Annotated in this window: 22 protein-coding genes and 2 pseudogenes; 9 read left to right on the top strand and 15 right to left on the bottom strand. The window is 62.8% G+C overall.

Annotated elements, in window-relative coordinates; all coding sequences use genetic code 11:
• Positions 1 to 8: 8 nt before the first annotated feature.
• Complete coding sequence (locus DIR46_RS15875) at positions 9 to 662, bottom strand: protein-L-isoaspartate O-methyltransferase family protein (RefSeq protein ID WP_109346085.1); 654 nt, start codon at positions 660 to 662, stop codon at positions 9 to 11.
• Positions 663 to 823: 161 nt separating this feature from the next.
• Positions 824 to 1,465, bottom strand: coding sequence for a TetR/AcrR family transcriptional regulator (locus DIR46_RS15870; RefSeq protein WP_109346084.1), 642 nt, complete (start codon positions 1,463 to 1,465; stop codon positions 824 to 826).
• A 204-nt stretch (positions 1,466 to 1,669) separates the two neighbouring features.
• Between DIR46_RS15870 and DIR46_RS15865 the strand changes: the two genes are divergently transcribed.
• Complete coding sequence (locus DIR46_RS15865) at positions 1,670 to 1,951, top strand: YkgJ family cysteine cluster protein (RefSeq protein WP_109346083.1); 282 nt, start codon at positions 1,670 to 1,672, stop codon at positions 1,949 to 1,951.
• Between the two features lies 1 nt (position 1,952).
• Here DIR46_RS15865 and DIR46_RS15860 read toward each other — a convergent pair whose 3' ends face one another.
• Positions 1,953 to 2,360, bottom strand: coding sequence for a hypothetical protein (locus tag DIR46_RS15860; protein ID WP_109346082.1), 408 nt, complete (start codon positions 2,358 to 2,360; stop codon positions 1,953 to 1,955).
• Between the two features lie 238 nt (positions 2,361 to 2,598).
• Between DIR46_RS15860 and DIR46_RS15855 the strand changes: the two genes are divergently transcribed.
• The gene (locus tag DIR46_RS15855) at positions 2,599 to 3,432 is read left to right on the top strand and encodes an undecaprenyl-diphosphate phosphatase (RefSeq protein ID WP_109346081.1); all 834 of its coding nucleotides are present in this window, start codon (positions 2,599 to 2,601) and stop codon (positions 3,430 to 3,432) included.
• 42 nt (positions 3,433 to 3,474) lie between these two features.
• Positions 3,475 to 5,307: a DNA helicase RecQ gene (gene recQ, locus DIR46_RS15850; protein WP_109346080.1), complete on the top strand. Its 1,833-nt coding sequence runs from the start codon at positions 3,475 to 3,477 to the stop codon at positions 5,305 to 5,307.
• 5 nt (positions 5,308 to 5,312) lie between these two features.
• On the opposite strand, the gene DIR46_RS15845 is transcribed toward recQ, so the two are convergent.
• From DIR46_RS15845 to trmB, 3 genes are all read right to left on the bottom strand, one after another.
• Entirely contained in the window at positions 5,313 to 6,062 is a 750-nt protein-coding gene (locus DIR46_RS15845; RefSeq protein ID WP_109346079.1) for a LytR/AlgR family response regulator transcription factor, read from the bottom strand.
• Complete coding sequence (locus DIR46_RS15840; protein WP_109346078.1) at positions 6,059 to 7,273, bottom strand: sensor histidine kinase; 1,215 nt, start codon at positions 7,271 to 7,273, stop codon at positions 6,059 to 6,061. Before DIR46_RS15840 ends, DIR46_RS15845 begins: the two co-directional genes overlap by 4 nt.
• A 131-nt stretch (positions 7,274 to 7,404) precedes the next feature.
• A complete protein-coding gene (trmB, locus tag DIR46_RS15835; protein ID WP_109346077.1) occupies positions 7,405 to 8,085 on the bottom strand; it encodes a tRNA (guanosine(46)-N7)-methyltransferase TrmB in 681 nt (226 codons plus the stop codon).
• A 172-nt stretch (positions 8,086 to 8,257) separates the two neighbouring features.
• On the opposite strand from trmB, the gene DIR46_RS15830 reads away from it, so the two are divergent.
• Together DIR46_RS15830 and DIR46_RS27305 are read left to right on the top strand one after the other, a co-directional pair.
• Positions 8,258 to 9,373, top strand: coding sequence for a succinylglutamate desuccinylase/aspartoacylase family protein (locus DIR46_RS15830; protein ID WP_109346076.1), 1,116 nt, complete (start codon positions 8,258 to 8,260; stop codon positions 9,371 to 9,373).
• A gap of 735 nt (positions 9,374 to 10,108) precedes the next feature.
• Positions 10,109 to 10,402, top strand: coding sequence for a YqhG/Tai3 family protein (locus DIR46_RS27305; protein WP_229446275.1), 294 nt, complete (start codon positions 10,109 to 10,111; stop codon positions 10,400 to 10,402).
• Between the two features lie 4 nt (positions 10,403 to 10,406).
• Here the strand turns inward: DIR46_RS27305 and DIR46_RS15815 are convergent, their stop codons facing one another.
• On the bottom strand, positions 10,407 to 11,075 hold the full coding sequence (locus DIR46_RS15815) for a DUF6064 family protein (RefSeq protein ID WP_109346075.1): 669 nt from the start codon (positions 11,073 to 11,075) through the stop codon (positions 10,407 to 10,409).
• On the bottom strand, positions 11,072 to 12,001 hold the full coding sequence (locus tag DIR46_RS15810) for an aldo/keto reductase (RefSeq protein ID WP_109346074.1): 930 nt from the start codon (positions 11,999 to 12,001) through the stop codon (positions 11,072 to 11,074). Before DIR46_RS15810 ends, DIR46_RS15815 begins: the two co-directional genes overlap by 4 nt.
• Positions 12,002 to 12,340: 339 nt before the next feature.
• On the opposite strand from DIR46_RS15810, the pseudogene DIR46_RS15800 reads away from it, so the two are divergent.
• The 3 genes and pseudogenes from DIR46_RS15800 to DIR46_RS15790 all read left to right on the top strand — a co-directional run.
• A pseudogene (locus DIR46_RS15800) lies at positions 12,341 to 12,709 on the top strand (transposase); the annotation flags it as partial.
• A gap of 85 nt (positions 12,710 to 12,794) precedes the next feature.
• Positions 12,795 to 13,874 (top strand): annotated as a pseudogene (istA, locus tag DIR46_RS15795) (IS21 family transposase).
• Positions 13,871 to 14,026 carry a hypothetical protein gene (locus DIR46_RS15790; RefSeq protein WP_229446274.1) on the top strand — a complete coding sequence of 52 codons (156 nt, stop codon included), beginning with the start codon at positions 13,871 to 13,873 and terminating at the stop codon, positions 14,024 to 14,026. The pseudogene istA and the gene DIR46_RS15790 overlap by 4 nt, the downstream one beginning before the upstream one ends.
• On the opposite strand, the gene DIR46_RS27945 is transcribed toward DIR46_RS15790, so the two are convergent.
• From DIR46_RS27945 to DIR46_RS15760, 6 genes are all read right to left on the bottom strand, one after another.
• The gene (locus DIR46_RS27945; RefSeq protein ID WP_370659977.1) at positions 13,981 to 14,190 is read right to left on the bottom strand and encodes a hypothetical protein; all 210 of its coding nucleotides are present in this window, start codon (positions 14,188 to 14,190) and stop codon (positions 13,981 to 13,983) included. The genes DIR46_RS15790 and DIR46_RS27945 overlap by 46 nt on opposite strands.
• A gap of 72 nt (positions 14,191 to 14,262) precedes the next feature.
• On the bottom strand, positions 14,263 to 14,589 hold the full coding sequence (locus DIR46_RS15780) for an aldo-keto reductase family protein (RefSeq protein ID WP_229446273.1): 327 nt from the start codon (positions 14,587 to 14,589) through the stop codon (positions 14,263 to 14,265).
• A 132-nt stretch (positions 14,590 to 14,721) separates the two neighbouring features.
• The gene (locus DIR46_RS15775; RefSeq protein WP_109346070.1) at positions 14,722 to 15,048 is read right to left on the bottom strand and encodes a DUF6572 domain-containing protein; all 327 of its coding nucleotides are present in this window, start codon (positions 15,046 to 15,048) and stop codon (positions 14,722 to 14,724) included.
• A 23-nt stretch (positions 15,049 to 15,071) separates the two neighbouring features.
• Positions 15,072 to 15,695: an RHS repeat-associated core domain-containing protein gene (locus tag DIR46_RS15770; protein ID WP_162819526.1), complete on the bottom strand. Its 624-nt coding sequence runs from the start codon at positions 15,693 to 15,695 to the stop codon at positions 15,072 to 15,074.
• Between the two features lie 598 nt (positions 15,696 to 16,293).
• Positions 16,294 to 17,304, bottom strand: coding sequence for a site-specific tyrosine recombinase XerC (gene xerC, locus DIR46_RS15765; protein ID WP_109346068.1), 1,011 nt, complete (start codon positions 17,302 to 17,304; stop codon positions 16,294 to 16,296).
• Between the two features lie 40 nt (positions 17,305 to 17,344).
• Positions 17,345 to 20,278: a toprim domain-containing protein gene (locus DIR46_RS15760; protein ID WP_109346067.1), complete on the bottom strand. Its 2,934-nt coding sequence runs from the start codon at positions 20,276 to 20,278 to the stop codon at positions 17,345 to 17,347.
• Between the two features lie 129 nt (positions 20,279 to 20,407).
• On the opposite strand from DIR46_RS15760, the gene DIR46_RS15755 reads away from it, so the two are divergent.
• A complete protein-coding gene (locus DIR46_RS15755) occupies positions 20,408 to 20,752 on the top strand; it encodes a helix-turn-helix domain-containing protein (protein ID WP_109346066.1) in 345 nt (114 codons plus the stop codon).
• A 753-nt stretch (positions 20,753 to 21,505) separates the two neighbouring features.
• Here the strand turns inward: DIR46_RS15755 and DIR46_RS26625 are convergent.
• Positions 21,506 to 22,054 carry a hypothetical protein gene (locus DIR46_RS26625; RefSeq protein ID WP_229446272.1) on the bottom strand — a complete coding sequence of 183 codons (549 nt, stop codon included), beginning with the start codon at positions 22,052 to 22,054 and terminating at the stop codon, positions 21,506 to 21,508.
• Positions 22,055 to 22,135 lie beyond the last annotated feature (81 nt).

Raw genomic sequence — 22,135 nt, 5'->3', positions numbered from 1 at the left:
GATCGCCCTCAGAAGGTGAAGCGCGACGGCGCTTCGGCGCCGGTCAGCGGCTTGGCCACGGTCTCGAACAGCTTGACCGCGTCGCGCGCCGTTTCCGAGGTGCGGGTGATCAGCTGGCAAGTCATCGCCGGCGCCTCGCCCAGGATGACGATCATGCGGCCGCCCACCTTCAGCTGCTTGACCAGCGCTTCCGGCAGCACCGGCAAGCCACCCGAGACCACGATCACGTCGTATTCGGTGCCCGCCGCCCAGCCCTGGGCGCCGTTGCCTTCTTCCACGCTGACGTTGGTCACGCCGGCCTTGGCCAGGTTTTCCTTGGCCAGGGTGACGCTTTCTGGCTGGATCTCGACCGTGGTCACGTGACGCGCGGTATGCGCCAGCAGCGCGGCCATGTAGCCGGAACCGGTGCCGATCTCCAGCACGTTCTCATGCTTCTTCACCGCGATCTCTTGCACGATGCGCGCTTCAACCTTCGGATTGAACATCGTCTCGCCGCCTGGCAACGGGATCTCGACATCCGCGAAGGCCAGGTTCTCGTAGGCCTTCGGCACGAATTGTTCGCGCTTAACCACGTGCAGCAGCGCCAGCACATCTTCGTCCAGGACGTTCCACGGACGGATTTGCTGTTCGATCATGTTGAAGCGGGCTTGTTCGATATTCATTTCAGTTCTCGGTGGAAAAATAAATAATCCGATATTCTAATCGCTCAATGGCCTCTGGACGCACATCTTAACGATGCACGGCCAAGCCAGAGGAAAATTGCGACAGTCTGCAGTTTGAGGGGGATGAACGCCAGAAATCCGTCCCTGGCGTGATTGACAAGTTACTTGGATGCGGGAAGCAGGCCGTGCAGGGTGATCTCGAGGAAGGCTTCCAGGAAGGCCTCGGGCTGCAGGTCGCAGCGCTCGCAAGGGGCGATCGTATGCTTCCAGGTGGAGAGCATCAGCAGCGGCGCGATCAGCACCTGGGCCGTCTGCGGCACGTCGATCGCGCGGAATTCGCCGCGGCGGATGCCGCGTTCGAGCATGTTCGAGATCATGCGCATGCGGCGCGACATGACCTCTTCCTGGTAAAAGCGCGCCAGTTCGGGGAAATTATCGGCTTCGGCGAGGATCAGCTTGCTGATGCCGGAAGCCTTGGTCGAGCCGATGCGCACCCACCAGGACAGGATCACATGGCGCAGCAAGTCGGCGCTATGGCCATCGAACTCCGCCACCGAGGTCTCGGCATCGTCGATCATCGGCAGGATGGTCTGGCGCACGACGGCCTTGAACAGGTCTTCCTTGTTGGCGTAATACAGGTAGAGCGTACCCTTCGACACCCCGGCGCGGCGGGCCACGTCTTCCAGGCGCGTCGAGGCGAAACCACGTTCGACGAACAGCTCGATCGCGGAAGCCAGGAGTTCCTTGGGACGCGCTTCCTTGCGACGTTCCCAGCGCGGCTTGCTGTCAAGTTGGCAGTCCATATTCCCGCCCAGAAATTATCTAAGGAACAATTAATATAGACCGCGCTCGGCGGCACAGTCAAGCAAACGTTGTATCGCCGAAACTATATTAGTTGAAATGTGGTAGCAGCCGTAGATTCAACCGTTTTCACGAAGATGTTGCAGGCCGATGAAAGCTGAGCGGGATATACTGGCGGACTCTGTTTCAAGCAATCCTCGATATCCATGCCCGCCTCTTTCCAGTGCCGGCCGCAATGCGGCGCCTGCTGCACCGCGCCTTCGATCACCAGCCCGATTCCAGGCATGCCGAACGGCAAACCAGCTGGGGTGCGTTGCGTGCAACTGGGGGAGGATGAGCGCTGCCGCATCTTTGGTCAGCCGGAACGGCCTGTCTTCTGCGGCGGCCTGCAGCCGTCGCACGAGATGTGCGGCGACGATCGCCCGCAGGCGATCCGCTGGCTGAGCGAGCTGGAAAGGGCTACTGCACCTGCCTGCGCATCTTCCTGAGCTATACCGCCGATTTTCCACGCGCCTGTTGCACGCGCTGGAACAACCCGCCGAGGGTCAGGCCGTCATGCCAGACCTCGTCCAGGCGCAGGCCGTAGCGCTCGCGCAGGGCGCGCGCCAGCGGCTCGATATCGGACGCGTCGGGCATCCAGCGTGCGGACCTGGCGGCGCGCACCACGCCCAGCACCTGGTCGTCGGGGCGCAGGTGCAGCTTGTCGCTGTCGCCGAACGAGAAGGCGGCGCCGAACACCGACAGGAATTCGCGGATGTCTTTACGGGATGCGGATGGGAAGGAACTGCGCCAGACCCGGCCCTGGAAGGGTCGGTAGCGTAATGCGTTGGGCAACTGCCAGTCATGAAATGCCAGCCAGGACAGCGCGGCAAGGATGATGACCAATAATAGACTCATTGGGTGAGTGCAGGATTACTCATGGATTTAGTTTAGCACGCGATTTCACATTCGAGGCAAGCGCTTTTTTCATTCGCGCGCAGCTCCAGGCGCACCAAGGCTGCACATTGCCTCAGCAAAATTGCTCGTACGGTTCAGTTAGCACAACGGTGGCGGCCCGGCTCATGGTAAGCTTCGAGCCCGAGTCGGCGTGCCTGAGCCGGCTCGTCCCCAGATCACTTCCACACCAACACAATTCATGGATATTGCGCTCGCCATCAAGGCGATCATCATGGGCCTGGTCGAGGGCTTCACCGAATTTCTTCCGATTTCTTCCACCGGTCACCTGATTCTTGCGGGCGAACTGCTCAACTTCACGGGCGTCAGGGAAACGGTATTCAAGATCGTGATCCAGCTGGGGGCCGTGCTGGCTGTCGTCTGGGAGTACCGCGAGCGCGTCATGCGCCTGTTTTCCGGGCTGGGCTCGGATCCGATCCAGCAGCGCTTCGCGCGCAATGTCGCGATCGCCTTCATGCCGGCCGCCGTTGCCGGCGTGCTGTTCAGCGCCACGATCACCGAACTCCTGTTCCACCCGGTGCCGGTGGCGATCGCCCTGGTCGTGGGCGGCGTCATCATCCTGTGGGTGGAACACCGCCAGCGCCAGCGCGCGACGCCGCCGCGGGTCGAGACGGTCGACCAGATGACGGCGCTCGATGCCCTGAAGGTCGGCTTCGCCCAGTCCTTCGCCCTGATTCCCGGCACCAGCCGTTCGGGCTCGACCATCATCGGCGGCATGCTGTTCGGCCTGTCGCGCAAGGCGGCCACCGAGTTCTCGTTCTTCCTTGCCATGCCGACGATGCTTGGCGCTACGGTGTATTCTGTGGTCAAGGAACGCGAGGCACTGTCGATGGCCGACTTCCCGCTGTTCGGCCTCGGCTTCGTCTCGGCCTTCATCGCGGCCTTCCTGTGCGTGCGCTGGCTGCTGCGCTACATCAGCTCGCACGACTTCACGATCTTCGCCTGGTACCGTATCGTATTCGGTATCCTGGTGCTGGTAACCGCTCACTTTGGCTTGGTCAACTGGTCGGAGTAAACTAGCGCCCGTACCCCTGATCCAAACACTGAAACAGACAGTATGAATCCCGATATCGGCGCCGACCTCGGCGCGCGCGCTCTCCATGTGCTGGAGACGGTCTTCGGCTATCCCGCCTTCCGCGGGCAGCAGGGAGAGATCGTCGAGCACGTGGCCAGCGGTGGCGACGCGCTGGTCCTGATGCCGACCGGCGGCGGCAAGTCGCTGTGCTACCAGATTCCCGCCCTGCTGCGCGACGGCGTCGGCGTCGTCGTCTCTCCGCTCATCGCGCTGATGCAAGACCAGGTCGATGCGCTCGAAGAAGTCGGCGTGCGCGCGGCCTTCCTCAACTCGACCCAGAGCTTCGAAGAAGCCATGCGCATCGAGCGCCTGGTGCGCAGTGGCGAGATCGACCTCGTCTACGTGGCGCCCGAGCGCCTGATGACGCCGCGCTGCCTCGAGCTGTTCGAAAGCAGCCGTATCTCGCTGTTCGCCATCGACGAGGCCCACTGCGTCTCGCAATGGGGCCATGACTTCCGCCCCGAATACATCCGCCTGTCGATCCTGCACGAGCGCTTTCCCAACGTGCCGCGCATCGCGCTCACCGCGACCGCCGACCAGCAGACCCGGGCCGAGATCGCGCACCGCCTGCAGCTGGAAGACGCGCGCCAGTTCGTCTCGTCGTTCGACCGGCCCAATATCCGCTACTCGATCGTCGAGAAGACCACCGGCCGCAAGCAGCTGATCGATTTCATCAGCAGCGAGCATCCGCAGGATTCCGGCATCGTCTACTGCCTGTCGCGCAAGAAGGTCGAAGAGACGGCGGACTTCCTGAACGAGCACGGCATCCGCGCCATGGCCTATCACGCCGGCATGGAGCACACGGTACGCGCCGCCAACCAGGCGCGCTTCCTGCGCGAAGAGAACATCGTCATGGTGGCCACCATCGCCTTCGGCATGGGCATCGACAAACCCGACGTGCGTTTCGTCTGCCACCTCGACCTGCCCAAGAGCATCGAGGGCTATTACCAGGAGACGGGCCGCGCCGGCCGCGACGGCCTGCCGGCCAGCGCCTGGATGGCCTACGGCCTGCAAGACGTCGTCCTGCAGCGCCGCATGATCGACGAATCCGAGGCCGACGAAACCTTCAAGCGCGTGCTGTCGATGAAACTCGACGCCATGCTCGGACTATGCGAGACCTTGTCCTGCCGGCGCATGCGCCTGCTCGACTACTTCGGCGAGCGCTCCGGCCCCTGCGGCAACTGCGACACCTGCCTGGTGCCGCCGGTCAGCTTCGACGGCACGGTGCCGGTGCAGAAGCTGCTGTCGGCCATCTACCGGGTCGACCAGCGCTTCGCCGGCGGCCACGTGATCGACGTGCTGCGCGGCGCGCAGACCGAGCGCATCAGCCAGTGGCACCACGACAAGCTCACCGTGTATGGCGTCGGCGCCGACCGCAGCGAACAGGAATGGCGCGCCATCCTGCGGCAAGCGATCGCCCTCGGTCTGGTGACGGTCGATCACGACGCCTTCAGCTCCCTGAAACTGACCGACCTGGCGCGGCCCGTGCTCAAGGGCGAGCAGAAGGTGCAGTTGCGCCAGTACCAGAAGCCGGTCAAGGCCAAGCGTCCGTCCACCTCGCGCTCGAGCTACGAAGAAACCGAACTGTCGCGCGACGAACAGGCGATCTTCGACCGCCTGCGCTCGTGGCGCATGGGCACGGCGCGCGAGCACGGCGTGCCGGCCTATGTCGTGTTCCAGGACGCGACCCTGCGCGAGATCGCCAAGGTCAAGCCGTCCTCGATCGACCAGCTGCGCGGCGTGTCGGGCGTGGGCGAGAAGAAGCTCGTCTCGTATGGCGACGAGATCGTCGCCATCATCAACGAGATGAGCTGACCGGATCATTCCCGGAACAGGTAAGTGAAACTGCGGCTGACCGGGAGCACCTCGTCGCTGCCGCGCAGCAGCACCTGCATGCGTTCGGCGTCGACCCGCTCGGCCGCCCGGATCGCATTCACGTTCACCAGCGTGCCGCGGTGGATCTGCCAGAACAGGCTAGGGTCGAGCCCGCCCACCAGATCCTTGAGCGGGATGCGCACCAGCGCCTCCGAATCGGCCAGCACCACCCGCGTGTACTTGCTGTCGGCCTGGAAGAACAGGACTTCGTCGACGTCGATCAGGCGAATCTGCTTGCCGACGCTGGCCTTGAGCCATTTGAGCTTTTCGCGCTTCGCTTGCGGCGACGCCGCCTTCACCTGCCGCACCACCTCGCTGACATCGTCCGGACGGGTGTCCAGCTTCTCCCGCAGGCGCGCCAGGGCCTTGTCGAGCCGCCCCGGCTGGATGGGTTTGAGCAGGTAGTCGACCGCGCCGGTGTCGAAGGCATCGACCGCATACTGGTCGTAGGCAGTGACGAACACCACGTGCGAACGGCGGCCGATGCGCTCCGCGACTTCCAGGCCCGACATGCCCGGCATGCGGATGTCGAGGAAGACCACCTGCGGCTCGTGCCCGAGCCAGGCGTCCCAGGCATCGATGCCGTTTTCGGAAGCCGCCACCACCTGCGCTTCGGGCCAGGCCGTGGCCAGCATGCCTAGCAGGCGCTCGCGCATCAATGGTTCGTCTTCGGCGACCAGCACGTTGATACTCATGCTCGCTCCTTGCAGGGGATGGCGATTTCGGCCAGCAGGCCAGGTTCGGCTTCACTCAGCAACAGGCAGGCGCCGTCGCCGTAGGCCAGGCGCAGGCGGTGGCGCACGTTCTCCAGGCCGGCGCCGGCGCCCGGCGTGTCGCTCATGCCGACGCCGCTGTCGCGCACCCGGATGCGGATCGTCCCGTCGTCGTCGTGGGCCGTGACCGCGATCTCGCCGCCGTGCAGGGATGGCTCGATGCCGTGCTTGATCGCATTTTCGGCCAGGGTCAGCACCAGCATGCTGGGGATCCGGGTGGCGGCCAATGCATCGGGCACATCGACCGTGTAGCGCAGGCGCTCGCCCATCCGGATCTGCATCACCCGCAGATAGGAGTCGACCAGGCCGAATTCGGTCGCCAGTGCGACCTGTTCGCAGCGCATATCGCTCATGCTGGCGCGCAGGAAGTCGATCAGGTGGGACGTGAGTTCGGCGGCGCGTGGGGCACCCTGCTCGGCCAGCTGCTGCACCGCGCCCAGGGTGTTGAACAGGAAGTGCGGCTCGATCTGGGCACGCAGGAGGCGCAATTGGGTTTCGCTCAGCTCGCGCGCCAGGCGCTCCTGCTCGGCGTCGCGCCGGAGTTGCTCGGCCAGGAGCTGATAGTGGCGATTACGCAGCACGGCAATCACGATGGTCGGTATCGCCACCAGCGCGGTCACGACGATCGTCACGGTCACGACGATCCTGGGCAGCCTGTCGAGCAGGACTGACCAGTTCCCCCCCGTCTCGAACATGGCGGTCAATCCACCAAACAGCCCGCCCACCAGGCCAAGGCCGACGATCGTGCCCAGCGCCTTGCCCTTGGCGCGCACGATCTTCCCATAATTGAACCAGACGCCCAGCAGCGACATGGCCATCGCGAGCCCGATCACATTGGCGGCGAGGACCGTATGCCACCACGGCCTGGCAGGCAAGTAAGCGAGATTGATCAGGAAACCGAGCACCGACAGGACGACGAAGAGCTTGAGCAGCGCAAGCAGGGCTGCCGAGGTGCTGACGGTACTGGAAAACTGATAAAGGGATTCACGCTCGGCAGGCGACATTTGCGCCAGCTTGCGGGCGAAGAAACGGCGGCAGCCGGCCGGCACTTGCGCCACCAGCGTTGGATCGCGGAGCACCGCAAGCTGCTCCGCCTCTACCTCACGGTTCCATTGTTCGATGCGCTTCCACATGCCGCTCTCCTCCGTGCTCGTTAATGTATATCAACAAGTCCAGTCTAGGAATTTCCGGCACCCCGGCACAGCAAGTGGCGACGAACGACGAAGGCAGGGGAGCGAACGACGATCCGCCCCCGGCCTGGTGCTTATTTGCGCGTGAAGACCAGGTCCCACACCCCGTGGCCCAGCTTGATGCCGCGGTTCTCGAACTTGGTCAGCGGACGGTATGCCGGCTGCGGCGCATAACCCTCGGCGGTATTGACCAGCTCCGGCTCGGCGCTCAACACCTCGAGCATCTGCACCGCATAGTCCTCCCAGTCGGTCGCCAGGTGCAGGTAGCCGCCAGGAGCGATCTTCTGGCACAGCAGCTTGACGAAGGCCGGCTGGATCAGGCGGCGCTTGTTGTGGCGCGCCTTGTGCCATGGATCGGGGAAGAACACGTGCACGCCGTGCAGCGCGCCGTCCGCGATCATGTGGTTCAGCACCTCGAACACGTCGTGCTGGACCAGACGCAGGTTGGCGATGTCCTGCTCGCCGATCTGCTTGAGCAGGCTGCCCACGCCCGGCGTGTGCACCTCGACGCCCAGGAAGTCCGTCTCGGGCATCAGCTTCGCGATATGGGCCGTGGTGTCGCCCATGCCGAAGCCGATCTCGAGGACGACCGGCGCATGACGACCAAAAGCGCGCGCGAGATCGAGCGGCTCCTTCTTGTACTCGATCAGGAACTTCGGACCATGCTCCTCGAAAGCCCGCGCCTGCGCGGTCGACAACCGCCCTGCGCGCGTGACGAAACTGCGGATGCGGTGTTCGGTGGGATCGTACAGCATGGACCGTGCCGGACCACTGGTGGGCTTTTCAGAAGACATGGGGAGTGTGGAATATGCGGAAAAAACGGCTGTCATTATAGCGCAGCCCTTCTCCCCTTCCGGTCGTGCGTGGTGGCAGGGCGGAATCGCGCATAATCGGTGTCTTACCCCAGCAACGCCGGAGCCTCTTGCCATGCACTCGACGAAACACCCGATCGCCATCGAAGACAGTGTCGCCACCCTGAACCTGACGTCGTTCCACTATGGCGCACCGGGCAGCGGCAAGAAGGTGTACATCCAGGCCGCGATCCACGCCGACGAAGTGCCGGCGATGCTGGTCGCGCACCTGCTGCGCGGCCAGCTCGACAAGCTCGATGCCGAGGGGCGCATCCAGGGAGAGATCGTCCTGGTCCCGGCCGCCAACCCGCTCGGCCTGTCCCAGGTGCTGCATGGCGCGCCGTTCGGCCGCTACGACCTGTCCACCGGCCTGAACTTCAATCGCTCCTACCGCCACGTCGCGGCCGCCCTCAAGGACACGCTCGAGGGCCGGCTGGGCCAGGACGCCGCGGCCAACGTCGCGCTGATCCGCGAGCTGGCCCGCAACGAGGTGGCCGCCTGGGAACCCGCGGACAATGCCGCCACGCTCAAGAAACTCCTGCTGACGATGGCGATCGACGCCGACATCGTGCTCGACCTGCACTGCGATAACGAGGCGGTGCTGCACATGTACACCGGCACGCCGCTGGTCGACGTGATCCAGCCGCTGGCCGACCTGATGGGCGCGCGCGTGCTGCTGGTGGCGAAGGAGTCGGGCGGCGAAGCCTTCGACGAAGCCTGCAGCCGGGTGTGGTGGGACCTGGCCGACCATTTTACGGACGCCGTCATCCCGCCCGCCTGCGCCGCCGTCACCGTCGAGCTGCGCGGCGAGAACGACGTCAACTACGACTATGCGCAGCGGGATGCCGACGCCATCCTGCAGTACCTGGCGCACCAGGGCGTGCTCGACATCCCGGTGGCCCCTCTGCCTGCCGGGCAATGCGGCCCGACGCCGCTGGACGCGGTCGAGCCCCTGGCGGCGCCGCATGCGGGCGTTCTGGTGTTTCGCAAGAAGCTGGGCGACCAGGTGGCGGCGGGAGAGCCGATCGCGGACATCGTCAATCCGGTCAGCGGCCAGGTCACGCCGGTGGCGGCCAGCCGTCCGGGGTTGCTGTTCGCCAGCACGGCGCACCGGCACCTGCTGCGCGGGATGCACGTGTGTAAGGTGGCGGGGGCGGACTCGTTCAGGTCGGGCAATCTGTTGTCGAGCTAAAGATCTTTTGCTGAGGCATCCGGCCTTGTAGCGCGTTACCAAGGCTACTTGGCGTTGGCAAATGGATGCGAGTGCACAATGTGCCCACCTGCCGAGCGACAATCATTGGATGTGTTTTCAACGACACGCCAATAATCATGTCTATCGACGTGGAGAAGTTTGTATCCTACTTGCGTGCGCATGCCGTCAATCAAAGTCAGGGAAGATGCGCTCGTTCCACCCGGTTGGCACTCGAAGCTGGTGGCGCCGATACCGCAGGACATCCGCTGAGAGCAAAGGACTAGGAGCCTATCCTGACGAGAAATGGATTCCGTTCTATCGCTGTTCCTAGTCCAGAACAATGCAGATTTCTCAAAGGCGATATCGTGGTCATCCAACCGTATCAAGGTGGAAATCCAGCAGGCCATATTGCTGGATTCGACGGAGAAAAGTGGGTATCCGATTTCGCCCAAAGGGACTTCTGGGCAGGTCCAACCTACCGCAGGGAAAGGCCTGACTATGCTGTCTACCGTCCTTAATCGTGTGCTTGGAGCGATAGCGTTGGCTTTCGTGCTCGTGACGCAGACAAGTGCGGCGCCACTCGTACCCGACGAGAAGATCGCCATTGTCGGCAGTCTGTAGAAAGCCTTCGCATGGCAGGTACTGTCAAGCTCCGACGATGTCTTTGGCAAACCGCTCGTGCAGTAAGAGGAGCGGGTCCTTCGTCGTTATTTCGACCAGGAGCTGACGTCTCTATTGATCAAGGATCGTCAGTGCGCCGCCAAGGCCGGTGGGATCTGCAATCTCGACTTCGACCCGATCTTCGCCTCACAGGACCCTGCTGCAGTCGACTTGTCGATCCGTTCCATGCCAAACGATATCGTGGCTGTCGAATTTACCTATCCTGCTCATGGCGAGAGGGTAAAGCTGGAATATCGCTTGGCCAAAAACGAGGGTGCATGGCGAATCGGCGACATTCGATATCCTGGCATGTCGGACACCTCACTCAAACAGCTGCTCGCGCGTAAGCTGCCTGACAGCGGAAAATAGCCGCTCAATGTACTGGCGAATGCCTCGCATGCCTGAAGAGTAATCCAGCCGCAACCGCAAGAATGGCGAACGTCGGCAGCAACCAGGCGTAACCGACATGCAGCTCCATCAGGGTCGCCCCACTCACCGCGCACCACGCCAGCGGTATCAGCCAGGCAACCGGGTGCGCGCGGCTGGCCAGCAGCACGCCCAGAGTCGCGATCGCGGTCGGATCGGGCGCGATGCCGAACACCTCGGCCTGGTTCCAGCCACGGCCGCTGCCTGGCGCCAGCAGCGGGTAGGCGATCACCGCCAGGCCGGTCAGCCCCAGCGCCACCTGCTTCTGCATGCCGGCCGGCGTCGCCGCGCGCGGCCGCAGCGCCATGAAGCACAGCATCACGGCCTGCACGCCGAAGGCGAGCGCGAACCAGGGGCCGGCGGTGTTGATGTCCGCATGGCGTTCCAGGTGGTACGCCCAACCTACCCAGCCCCAGGCCACGGCCAGCACCAGCAGCGCGATGCGGCGGATGTGGACGCCAGGGCGCGCGATGCCGCCGATGACGATCAGGCCGGCCGCCAGCGCCATCAGGTGCGCGGGCCAGACCGCCTCGTTGTACAGGGCGATGAGCCGGTAGTAGCTGCGCTGCGAGAACATCAGAAAATCCGACAGCGTATAGGTCCACCACTCGCTCATGCCAGCCTTTCGGCATCCTGGGCGATGCGCTTGCGCAGGGCCTCGTCGGGCATGCGGCCGGCGCCGGCCAGCAGGTTTTCGCGCACGTGGGCCACGCTCGAGGTGGCGGGGATCGCGCAGGTGACGGCGGGGTGGGACACGATGAACTTCAGCAGCGCCTGGGCCCAGGTGCTGCAGCCGATGTCCGCGGCCCAGCCGGGCAGCGGTTTGCCGGCCAGCGTCTGGGTCAGGTCCCCCTGGCGGAACGGCCGGTTGACGATCACGCCGATGCGGCGCTCGCGCGCCAGCGGCAGGATACGCCCCTCCACCTCACGATCGAGGGCGTTGTACGAGATTTGTACGAAGTCGATGGGGTGTGACGCCATGATCTTCTCGATCTCGCCGTGGCGCCGGCCTTCGGACGTCGTGATGCCGACGTAGCGCAGCCGCCCTTCCCTCTTCATCGCCAGCAGGGTCTTGAGGTGCTCTTCCCACGACAGCAGGTTATGCACCTGCAGCAGGTCGAAGCGCGGCACGCGCCACAGCTTGCGGGAAGTCTCGATTTGCTGCACGCCACGAGCGCCGCCGCTGATCCATACCTTGTCGGCCGAGAACAAGGCCGGCGGCTTGATGGCTTGCACGGCTTCGCCGATCACGTCCTGGGCCGAGCCGTACATCGGAGACGAGTCGATCATCCTGCCGCCGCCGGCGAAGAACTGGCGCATCACGTCCTGGCACTCCTTGCGCGCCTGCGGGTCGCGGCCAACGTTGAAGGTGATCCAGCTACCCAGGCCGATGACGGGAATCTGCTCGCCGGACGAGGGAATCGGGCGGGTGAGCAGCGGCGCGGGGGCCGGTGCGGCGTGCAGCGCTGGCAGGGCCAGGCTGCCGGATGCGGCGAGCATGGCTTGCAGCAGGCGGCGGCGTGAAGGCGAGTCCAGTGTCATCCTTGTTCCTCGCATGGCTGAGTGCAGGAATCGACAGGATACTGCGTCTGAAGATGAGATGGCGCTGCCGTCAGCGCTGTTCCGGCCCGGATGGCGGCTTGTCGCCCAGCTGGCGTCGCAGACGCCGATTATCTGTCCTTCGCCATCGACCGGGCCACACGCTGGGTTTTCATGCACATCTACGGCAAAGTGACCGAGGCGAGCAGCGTCGATTTTCTACATTCGTTAAACGCGTTTATGACCAAACTGGACTCGACAGATTACGTATCTGTCGCGACATTGGACTACCACCACTCGGGTAGACATTTCTGACCTATGATTTGAGCATAGGAGAAATGAATGAGTACACAGCGTTACTCCCCGGGATTCAAGGAAGAGGCAGTCAGACAGGTGGTCGAACGGGGCTACCCGGTGCCGGAAGTGGCGACCCGGCTGGGCGTGTCTTCCCACAGTTTGTACAAGTGGGTCAAGGCGGTCATGCCGACCAAGGATGAGAAGCAAAGTGCCGAGCTGGTCGAGGCGAAAAGCGAAATCTTGCGGCTGCGTTCCCAATGCGCCGGCTGGAAGAGCAGCGAGATCTGCTAAAAAAGCCGCACGGTACTTTACCAGGGAGCCCGAGTAAAGTATCGGTTTATGAACGAGCACCGGCACGAGTTTTCGCTTGTGATGATGTGTCGTGTTTTGAAGGTGGCGCGGGCTGGGTTCTATTGTCAGCCGCAGTTGTAAACTGATACAGGCAGCAATTGAAAACTGATACACGATTTTGAGAAGATGGCCGCTTTGCGGAGCGGCCTTGAAACCCAAAGAGGTGTATGTGGAAATTCAACTCCTGAAGAAGCATGGGTTAAGCCTTCGGCAAATCGCCGCCGAGGTAGGCTGCGCAGTGAACACGGTGCGCCGGCACTTGGCCCTGGAGGCCGTGCTGAAGTACGAACGCAAGGTCAAGCGCCAGACGAAGCTGGCGCAATTCGAGCCGTACCTGAGAGATCGGCAGCAGCCGCTCAGCCCGACGTGATTCCGGCCACTGTGCTGTACTGCGAGATCGCCGCGCGCGGCTACGAGGGCGGCATGAGCCAGTTGAGGGCCTTCATGCGCACCTTGCGCCCAGCGCCTCCTGCCGATCCGGTGGTGCGCTTTGAGACGGCGATGGGCGAGCAGCTGCAGGTGGATTGGGTCGAATTCCGCAAAGGCAGCGCGCCGTTGCACGCGTTTTGCGCGACGCTCGGCTTTAGCCGGGCCAGCTATGTGGAGTTCGTCAGCAACATGAAAGTGGAAACCCTGATCGCCTGCCACGAGCGCGCCTTTGCAGCGTTCGGCGGCGTGACGCGGCGGGTCCAGTATGACAACATGAAGACGGGGGTACTGGAGCGCGATGCGTACGGTGAGGGCGAGCACCGCTTCCACGCCGGCTTCCTGGACTACGCCAGGCATAGCGGCTTCGTACTCAAGCTGTGCCAGCCGTACCGGGCCCAAGACCAAGGGCAAGGTCGAGCGGTTCAACGGTTACCTGCGTCGTCCATTCTATGTTCCGCTGGCGAGCCGGCTGGCGCAAAACGGCCAGAAGCTCGATGTCGTGACCGCCAACGTAGAGGCGGCCCACTGGCTGCGCGAAGTGACCAATGCGCGCATCCACGGCACGACCGGGGAGCCGCCAGCCGAAGCATTGAAGCGAGAGGCGCAGCACCTGCAACCGTTGCCGGCACCATGGCGCGCGGACATCGCAGCAGCTAGGCCGCAGCCGGCTACCGCAGCCCCTGCGGCGCCACGGCCGGCGGCAGTAGTGGACCGGATCGCACAACCGTCTCCATTGCAGCATCCGCTGCAGGTGTACGACGCGCTGCTGGTGCGGGTATCGGAAGGGGTGGCGGCATGAACCTGCAGCATGAGCGTATCGCCGCGTTATGCGATAGCTTGAACCTGCCGTTCGTGACACAGGGCTACGGCGCCGCCACCCAGAAAGCGACGAAGCAGGAGATGGCCTACAGCGACTTCTTCGAGGGGCTGGTCTGCCCGAAACGCAAGTGATATTCCCACAGCATTCCCCAGTCGAACAGGTAGCTGCCCGCAGTTGCCGGTGCCTTCACCTGAAAGTTGAAGGTCGCCGATTGTCCCGGAGCCACGCTGGCCACGCCCAAATCGACACGCACAGTACCGAAGCTCGTATTGTCGACGGGGTTGCTCGTGCCAATACGGTATAACTCGCTCCGGCTCCACGTGACGTTGCCGGTATTTTTGAAAGTCAGCTTCAGTAGCGCCTGGTATCAGGTGGTGCAGCGGATCTCCGCAGCCCATCCGAGCAGCGGATTGCCGGCCAGTACCTGCGTCAAATCTCTCCGGAGGAAGGGCCAGTTGACGAACACCCCAATGCGGCGCTCGCGCGCCAACGGCAGGATGCGCTGCTCTCGCTCGCGATCGAGGGCGTTGTAAGAGACCTGCATGAAGTCGATGGGTTGCGACGCCATGATCTTCTCGATCTCGCCGTGGCGGCGCTCTTCGGAAGTCGTGATGCCGACGTAGCGCAGCCGCGCTTCCTTCTTCATCGACAATAGGATCGTGAGGTGTTCTTCCCACGACAGCAGGTTATGCACCTACACCAGGTCGAAGCGCGGCACCCGCCACAGCTTGCGCGAGGTCTCGATCTGCTGCACGCCACGGGCGCGCCACTCTAGCCACCTGCGCAGCCGACTTAGCACCGACACCGCCTGCTACCGCAGCTTCCGTCAATCTGGTAAAACACTATAGGAAAACTTAAACCCTGCATCATGAATAAATGCCGTTACCTTTTCAAGAAATCCAATGCCCTGCAGACTTGGCGAATATTTACAAGCCAAATGAATAGCCACAGGCCTTTCCTCTGTATCAGGAAAAGTTTTAATAATTTCATCACTTTCCACGAAGGCCAAGTAACTGTTGAGCTTCTCTTGAAGCAATAGAAGATGCTCGTTTTCAGCATCCCATTGAAGATGATCTGAAATGGTCAATATCACCTCGCCAGTCGTTGAGTCGATACTGATAAAATCGACTACCCCTGCTTGCTCAATTGTCATGGGGATCTCTATAGCTAATTACTTTACAACGGTCTAATTACATCAACTTTTTGAGGCGGTATTATAGTCCCCCCTGGAAAACCGTCCTTCCCTTTTCCAACTACCACTCCACCACTCTGCGCGATTTCAGGGTGAGCTTTTGTTTGATTCTTTGTTAAAGGCGCAGTCGCAGATGCTTTGCATTCGGTACATATGATATTGCCATTCGTATCCCGCGCGACGATATCCATTCTAGTTTTCACTCCACTTGCAGTCTTTATGGTTACCTCTTCGCCAACTTGCTTTCCGCTACTTTTCACCCGCGCAGCGACTTTACTTTGAAATGCATCACCTGCAGCTTTGTTAGCTTGAACGCCTGCTCGCGACGCGTTAATTAACGTACCTGCACCTCCAGGAAGACCAGGCACAGCAGTCGCAAACCCGTCATAGAGAAGGCCGATTGCATCGACAGCTGCACCACTATAATTTCCAACTGCTAGGTTCCGACTAAGGCTAACGATATCCATCGCAACGTTAGCAGCGTCCCACGGCGTTTCGACTGCGCGCCCATCGGGGTCTATGTACTTATGCGGGTTGTTGTTGGCGTACGCGTAACGATTGAAACTCCCTCCGGTATTGGCGTCCGTGGTCACCGGATCAATGCTCAAGAATCGTCCACCCGACATGCGTTTGTCGTAGGCGAACCGATTTCCCCTAGACCCTTCAAGGACTTGGCGCAGGGTTTTGCTGGCGGATTGTGCGTAAAGAGCGAATTTTTCCCTAGACGCGATTTTGGCTCGCGTACGCGCGTGCGACAAGCTGTTTCTTTGCCTGTTTATTAATGGCCCCACTTGGCCGCTGGAGTTGGGTTTGCGTGGGTTTCAACTGACTGACGGCGGAGCGCGGCGGCAAGCGACGCAGGAGCGCGCCCTGTACACCTGACTGGCTTTACCCCGTATGGTGGACTGCGCGTAGCGCCTGGACAAAACCATGCGCCGGCGGCGCACGCATTGGCCTGGCAAACCCGCAGGGGCGCAAGACATAACGCCTATTCTGTCAACCCGCAGGGCGCGCAGCGATCGGCCCACCGAACGCAGCGCAGCGTAGTGAATGGGACGATTTGACAGAATGCCGCGTTATGTTAAAGCGCGCGGCACGCGCGATTTACCCCGGCGGGGCTGTGCCTTTGCATGGCTGTTTTCCGACTGACGGCGAAGCGCGGCGGCAAGCGAGGAACGAGCGCGCTTTGTGGGCCTGACCAGGGTTCTACGCCTGCTCGCCGGTGCCTGGGCCGTGCAGGCGGGCCGGATGGGTCGCCTCATGCACCTGCTTGAGCTTGACGATCGCCACGCGCGTGTAGATCTCCGTCGTGCCCAGGTTGGCGTGCCCAAGCAGCGCCTGGATGAAACGCACGTCGGCGCCGTTCTCCAGCATGTGCGTGGCGCAGGCGTGACGGAACAGGTGGCAGGAACTGTTCAGCGGCCCTGACAGCTGCACACGCTCCAGCTGCGCGCCGTCGATCGCCTTCTTGACGATCCCCGAGAGCTGCTTGCCGGTCAGCCGCAGGCCCTGCCTGGAGAGGAACAGCGCGTGCGCTTCGCCGCCCTGATTGGCCCGCACCTCGTCGCCATACCTGGCAAGCCAGGCCAGCGCCCGGTCCCCGATCGGCACCATGCGGTCCTTCCTGCCCTTGCCCTGCCGGATCAGCACTGTGCCGCGTTCGGCGTCGACGTCGGCCAGGTCCAGCGCGACCAGTTCGGCGCGCCGCATGCCGGTGCTGTACAGCGTCTCGAGGATGGCCCGGTCGCGCAGGCCGAGTTCGCCGCTGCCGGCCGCGTCGATGACCTGCGCGACCTCGGCCACGGTCAAGACATGGCGCGGCAGGCGCGTCTCCTTTTTCGGCAGGTCCATCTCGCCGGCCGGGTTGAATAGCAGGTGATGCTGGCGCGTCAGCCAGCGGAAGAACACCCGCACCGCGACCAGCCGCGTGCCCTGGCAGTTGAACGACAGCGGCTGGCCGTCGCGCTGCCGGCGGTAGGCGAACACGTACTGCCGGTAGCGCTCCAGCATGGCCCGCGTCACCTCGTCCGGCCTGCGGATGCCGCGCTCCTCGCACCAGTCGATGAAGTAGCCCAGGTCGATACGGCGCGTCCTGATCGTGTGCTCGGAATAGCGCATCGCCCGCAGCCAGTCGATGAAGCCGACCAGGTGGCCGTGGAAGCCGCCGGCAATCGCCGGATCGCCCGCGTGCAGCGGTTTCACGGTGCGCGCCCTCATGCTTCACCCGCCACTACGGTGACGACTGGCGCGTGGCCGTTCACCCCAGGATGCGTGGCGGCGGCGACAAATGGCTCGCCTTCCGCCGCAACCCGCGCCGCCACTGGCTTTGCGGGCAACAGCACGCCCCGGCCGGGTACCGACACCGCCCCGACCCGGCCCGACCGGAGGTCGACCGTGCCACCTGTGCCCCCGACCGCTCGCCGTCATACCCGCCCAGCGCGGCCGCGTCGAGCAGCCCGAACAGGTGCGGCGCCCGGCTGCCGTCGCCGTCATACAGCAGCTCGTAGACATAGCCCTGCCCGCGCTCGGCCCGGTGCACCAGCAGGTATTCCAGCTCGGCCAGCCGGCCCAGGTGGATCTTGAGCTGGGTATCGCCCCAGCCGGTGGCGGCGCGCACGTCCTTGCGGCTGAAGCGGATCTCCTTGCGCGGCAGTTCGAGGGAGGCCGCGCAGGCGTCGACCATGCCGGCGACGAGCGTGAGCAGGCGCCGCGTCTGCGGCGGCAGCTCGTCCAGGCTGCGGCCCAGCACCTCGTGCGTCAGCCGGTTGGCCTGTTCGATGTCGGCAAGGGTCACCTCGATGTACTCCAGCGCGGCGCCGCCCGGACCATGCGCGCTCTTGACCGCCCGCTGGTACTGGTGCAGCAGCGCGATGGTATCGATCAGCGTCAGGTATTTTTCATGGTCGCGCCGCGTGCGCGTTTTATCGGACAGGAAGGTCAACTGGTAGGCATATGGGTTGACCACCGCCAGCGGCCGCAGCAATCGCTGCGCATTCTGCTGCACGGTCAGTACCGCATCCTTGCCCTGCTTCGCCAGCAGGCCTGCGAGCGTGCGCCGCTGCCGCTGCAGGCTGTGGATCGCCTCGGTCTGGGCGCGCCCCTCATCCACCGTCAGCACAATGCAGCGGTTCATCAGCTCTTCGTCGATCTCGATCGCGGTCGTCGTCAGGAAAATCATCACCGGCCCCGTCACCTTGTACTCCTGCGTGATCAGGCTGCCGCTGTTGGCGTCCTTGCCGGTCGAGGCGATCGTCAGCTCGCCCTCGGACTGCAGCAGTTTTAACGCATAGCTGGCGCGGCTCGCGCCTTCCTCTTCGACGATGGCCAGGATCTTGTGCTGCAGGTTCGTCTCGCCCATGTAGAACAGGCTCTGGCCGGTCATCGCGCTGTACTTGATCCGCTCTTCCTGCGGGATCATCGCCAGCACCGCGTCCATCAGGCTCGACTTGCCCGCCGCCGACGAGGACTGCACCACGATCGCCAGCGGCCGGTCCAGCTTGCGGCTGACCGCCGCCAGGTAGCCCACCAGTTTATTGGTCCGCTCGCCCACCAGGCCGCAGGCGTCGAAGTCGGCCACGATCCGGTCGAGTAAACCGGGGCTGCGCAGCATCGCCAGCGCGGCGTCGCGCTCGGCCGCGCTCATCGCCGGCACGGCCGGCTCCTGCTTCGTCGCGGCCCGGATGCGCTCGTCCTGCAGCGCTTCGAGTTTCAACAGGATGCGCCCCAGGTCGTGCTTGACCACGTCGTCGCGCACGCCCAGTTCCTTCGCCGCCTGCTGCAGGTAGTGGGCGCGGCCCTTGGCGCTGTACAGGTCGAGCGTATCGACGTGGAAGGCTTCGCCACTCGACACCAGCAAATTGATCTTCAGGGTTTCCGGCGACAGGTTCTTAGGCAGGCCGCGCACCCGGTAGCGGCGCTCGGCGAAGGTGAACACCACTTCGTCGTCCTTGACCTCGGCAGCGGGCTCGGTGGCAGGCGCCGCTACCGGCGAAGCGGCCAAGGGAAGCGCAGCCCCGGCATCGCCAGCTGGAGCCGGCTCCGCCGCAGGCGCATAATCCACCACCTCGATACCCGGTCCAGCCGTGGCCTGCGGCGCAGCACCTTTGCCCATCCACGCCGCCTTGCGGATCAGGATGCCCAGGCTTTTCGCAGCCGGCGTCACCTTCAAAGCGTATTCGTTGGCGTCCATCCCCTTCGGGAATTCGATGCGGTAGCACTCGATGCCGGCCGCGATCAGCTGCTCGGCCAGCGCCGCGGCAGCCTTGTCGCCCGCCTCGTCGCGGTCGTAGGCAATCAAGACCCGTTTCACGCCGTGCAGCTGGAACGCGGCCAGGTGGTCGGGCGTAAAACCGCCCACGCCATAGCTGGCCGTCACGTTATGAAAGCCGGCCTGCCAGAACGTAAGCGCGTCGATCAGCGCCTCGCACAGGATGATTTCCTCGAACTGCGCCAGTGCCGCCGCGTTCCACACGCCCTTGTGTGCGCCCGGCAGGTACAGGTGCAGCGGCGTGCCCGCACGCAGGTCGTCGCGCAGCTTGCGGCCGTACACCTCGGTCACGTTGCCATCACTGTCGAGCACCGGGACCACGATCGAACCATTGAAGTGTTCGTGGCCCGAGGCGCGCAGGATGCCGATGCGCTGCAGGCGGCCCTTGATGTCCGCGCCGGCCTTGACGTTCTTCGCGGGCAGCCGGTAGCCCAGCGTGCGGTTCGCGTAACCGAGCCTGAAACGCGCGATCAGTTCCGGGTCGCCCAGGCCGCGCTTGCCGAGATAGGCCAGCGCCTCGGGCGACTCCAGCAGGCTCTGGTGGTAGAACCCGACCACCTGGTTCAGCAGCTCGCCATCGGACGCGCTTGGCGCCACCGGCGCCGGCAGCTTGACCGGCACGCCCACCCCGGCAGCTAAAGCGGAGTCGGCCCGCAGCAGCTCGACCGCGTGCCGGAACGAGACGCCGTGCGCCCGCATCACCCAGTCGATCGGCCCGCCGCCGGCCTGGCACGCGCCCAGGCAGTGCCACAGGTTTTTCTCCGGCGTGATCACCAGCGAGGGCGTCCGGTCGGCATGGAACGGGCAGCGCCCGATCAGGTTCGCGCCCTTGCCGGCCAGTTCGACGCCGTGCGCTTCGGCCAGCTGCCGCACCGATATGTCTCTCTTTAGCCGCTCGATCTCTTCTGCCGGTATGCGTGCCATGCGTTTTCCCCGAAACCTTGTCAAGACATTTTACGTGTATTACTATAGTACACGACTATGTACTTTAGTCAAAGCTTGAAAATTTCAGGGGGTAGCATGGCGGCTGGTTCATTCTCGATATGGTTATCCATGACACTGCCCGCACGCCTGATCGCCTTGCGCAAGGAGCGTGGCCTGTCGCAACAGGCCATGGCCGACGCGATGGGCATTCACGTCAACAGCTTGAAAAAGTACGAGTCCGGCCAGGCGCAGCCTTCCCTGGACGCGCTGCGCAAGATCGCCGTGGCCCTGCACACCAGCACAGATTTCTTGCTGTTCGATGAACATCAGCGTGGTCCATCGGACGACCTGCGCCTGCAGTTCGAGGCGGTGTCCCAATTTCCGGAAGAAGAGCGCAAGATCGTCAAGGCGCTGCTCGAGGGAATGATCATCAAGTTCCAGACCAAGCAGATGGTGGGCAACTTGAGCAGCTAAAACGGGACCGCTTTTTAGCGGCTAAAAAGGAAAGCCACTCGCATCCGGAAACACCGGAGGGAGTGGCTTTTTTTTGTTTAAAAAGAAGGATGATTTCCACCGCCCACGGTATGGGTCTCGGGGCATACCCTGAGTGCAAGAAAAGCTGGGCGGTGTGAAGGTGGCTGCAGGCCACCGAATGCCGGCACAGCGGTGTATCCACGCGCCCGCGCGTGGATACATTTCTCATCCTGTCCTCAATGTAGCTACGCTTAATCGTGGGCGTTGCAGTGGGCGTTGCAGTGGGCATTGTCGTGGGCGTTGTGGTGGACGTTACAGTGACCTGTTGCGCTCACGAAGCCGGGAGCGCCAACTGGGTCAGGCCCGAATTTGGGCATGGCCACCAAAAACCAAGTGCTAAAAAGAAGGCACTCGCATCCATGACACCAGAGAGAGCCGCTTCTTTTGCTTAATAAAAATAGATTTAGGATCCGCGCCGCTCCCACTACTACCTGCCCTTGGCGTTTCGCGGACTGTCGTAGGCCACGTTATTTCATTCGGTAGCGCCTTCGCATATCGCAATTTCGTTATTCCATCGCCCTCCGCGATCGAGGCAACTATCGATTCGCATCTCGCGGGCGAGCCAGATCCCTAAACAAAAAATCGTCAGTAAACCAATAATAATGGTCAGAGTTTTATTTTTTTTCATCGCAATCCCTTCATGCAATTGACCATACCTAGGGACGAGTGCATCCCTGGTATCCGGTCGCTCAATCATAATTCTTTAGGCTCAACCTTTTTAGGTTCAGGTACCGGCCGCGGTGGCGATGGGGGTGGCACCGGGAGCCCGCGAGGCGCTAAAGGACTGCAGGAAGTTGTGCACGCTTGAGAGGAACTACTTCCTTGAGCCCGCCCGAACGCGTTTGCTGCTTGGTCGGCATCCGACGAACTTTTTGGATCACCTTTGACATTCTGATCGACAAATTCTCGAGTATCGGAGATCACTGTCGCGGCAGCTTTGCCCTCGGCGCCGCGCTGTGACGCTTCGCAATTTGCCTTACAGTGAAAATACTTGTCGGCTCCAATAGTATTCGCATCACGCATTGCCTGGTAGTTTTTGACGAAGTCTTTGGCAGCGCCGACCGACTGCACTCCAGGGACATCTTTGGCCTTTGGCAATCCGTTGGGCAACACAAAGATGCCCGGTGACATTGCTTGTCGTCCATCTGGATCGACATATCTATAAGGATTGTTGTTCCCGTAAGCGTAGCGGTTAAAGCTGCCACCGGTATTCGCATCCGTCACCACCGGATCAATGCTCAAGAATCGTCCACCCGACATGCGTTTGTCGTAGGCGAACCGATTTCCCCTAGACCCTTCAAGGACTTGGCGCAGGGTTTTGCT

Origin of the sequence: Massilia oculi, from assembly GCF_003143515.1 — a bacterium.
GTDB lineage: Bacteria > Pseudomonadota > Gammaproteobacteria > Burkholderiales > Burkholderiaceae_D > Telluria > Telluria oculi.
This window is presented reverse-complemented; position numbering and strand designations above follow the sequence as displayed.

Coding starts and splice junctions, on each gene's coding strand:
- DIR46_RS15760 (WP_109346067.1), bottom strand. CDS start 20,278: ATGGCACGCATACCGGCAGAAGAGATCGAGCGGCTAAAGAGAGACATA.
- DIR46_RS15810 (WP_109346074.1), bottom strand. CDS start 12,001: ATGACACTGGACTCGCCTTCACGCCGCCGCCTGCTGCAAGCCATGCTC.
- DIR46_RS15860 (WP_109346082.1), bottom strand. CDS start 2,360: ATGAGTCTATTATTGGTCATCATCCTTGCCGCGCTGTCCTGGCTGGCA.
- trmB (WP_109346077.1), bottom strand. CDS start 8,085: ATGCTGTACGATCCCACCGAACACCGCATCCGCAGTTTCGTCACGCGC.
- xerC (WP_109346068.1), bottom strand. CDS start 17,304: ATGAGGGCGCGCACCGTGAAACCGCTGCACGCGGGCGATCCGGCGATT.
- DIR46_RS15845 (WP_109346079.1), bottom strand. CDS start 6,062: ATGAGTATCAACGTGCTGGTCGCCGAAGACGAACCATTGATGCGCGAG.
- DIR46_RS15875 (WP_109346085.1), bottom strand. CDS start 662: ATGAATATCGAACAAGCCCGCTTCAACATGATCGAACAGCAAATCCGT.
- DIR46_RS15775 (WP_109346070.1), bottom strand. CDS start 15,048: ATGACAATTGAGCAAGCAGGGGTAGTCGATTTTATCAGTATCGACTCA.
- recQ (WP_109346080.1), top strand. CDS start 3,475: ATGAATCCCGATATCGGCGCCGACCTCGGCGCGCGCGCTCTCCATGTG.
- DIR46_RS15865 (WP_109346083.1), top strand. CDS start 1,670: ATGCCCGCCTCTTTCCAGTGCCGGCCGCAATGCGGCGCCTGCTGCACC.
- DIR46_RS15840 (WP_109346078.1), bottom strand. CDS start 7,273: ATGTGGAAGCGCATCGAACAATGGAACCGTGAGGTAGAGGCGGAGCAG.
- DIR46_RS15815 (WP_109346075.1), bottom strand. CDS start 11,075: ATGAGCGAGTGGTGGACCTATACGCTGTCGGATTTTCTGATGTTCTCG.
- DIR46_RS15870 (WP_109346084.1), bottom strand. CDS start 1,465: ATGGACTGCCAACTTGACAGCAAGCCGCGCTGGGAACGTCGCAAGGAA.
- DIR46_RS15830 (WP_109346076.1), top strand. CDS start 8,258: ATGCACTCGACGAAACACCCGATCGCCATCGAAGACAGTGTCGCCACC.
- DIR46_RS15790 (WP_229446274.1), top strand. CDS start 13,871: ATGAACCTGCAGCATGAGCGTATCGCCGCGTTATGCGATAGCTTGAAC.
- DIR46_RS15855 (WP_109346081.1), top strand. CDS start 2,599: ATGGATATTGCGCTCGCCATCAAGGCGATCATCATGGGCCTGGTCGAG.
- DIR46_RS15755 (WP_109346066.1), top strand. CDS start 20,408: ATGACACTGCCCGCACGCCTGATCGCCTTGCGCAAGGAGCGTGGCCTG.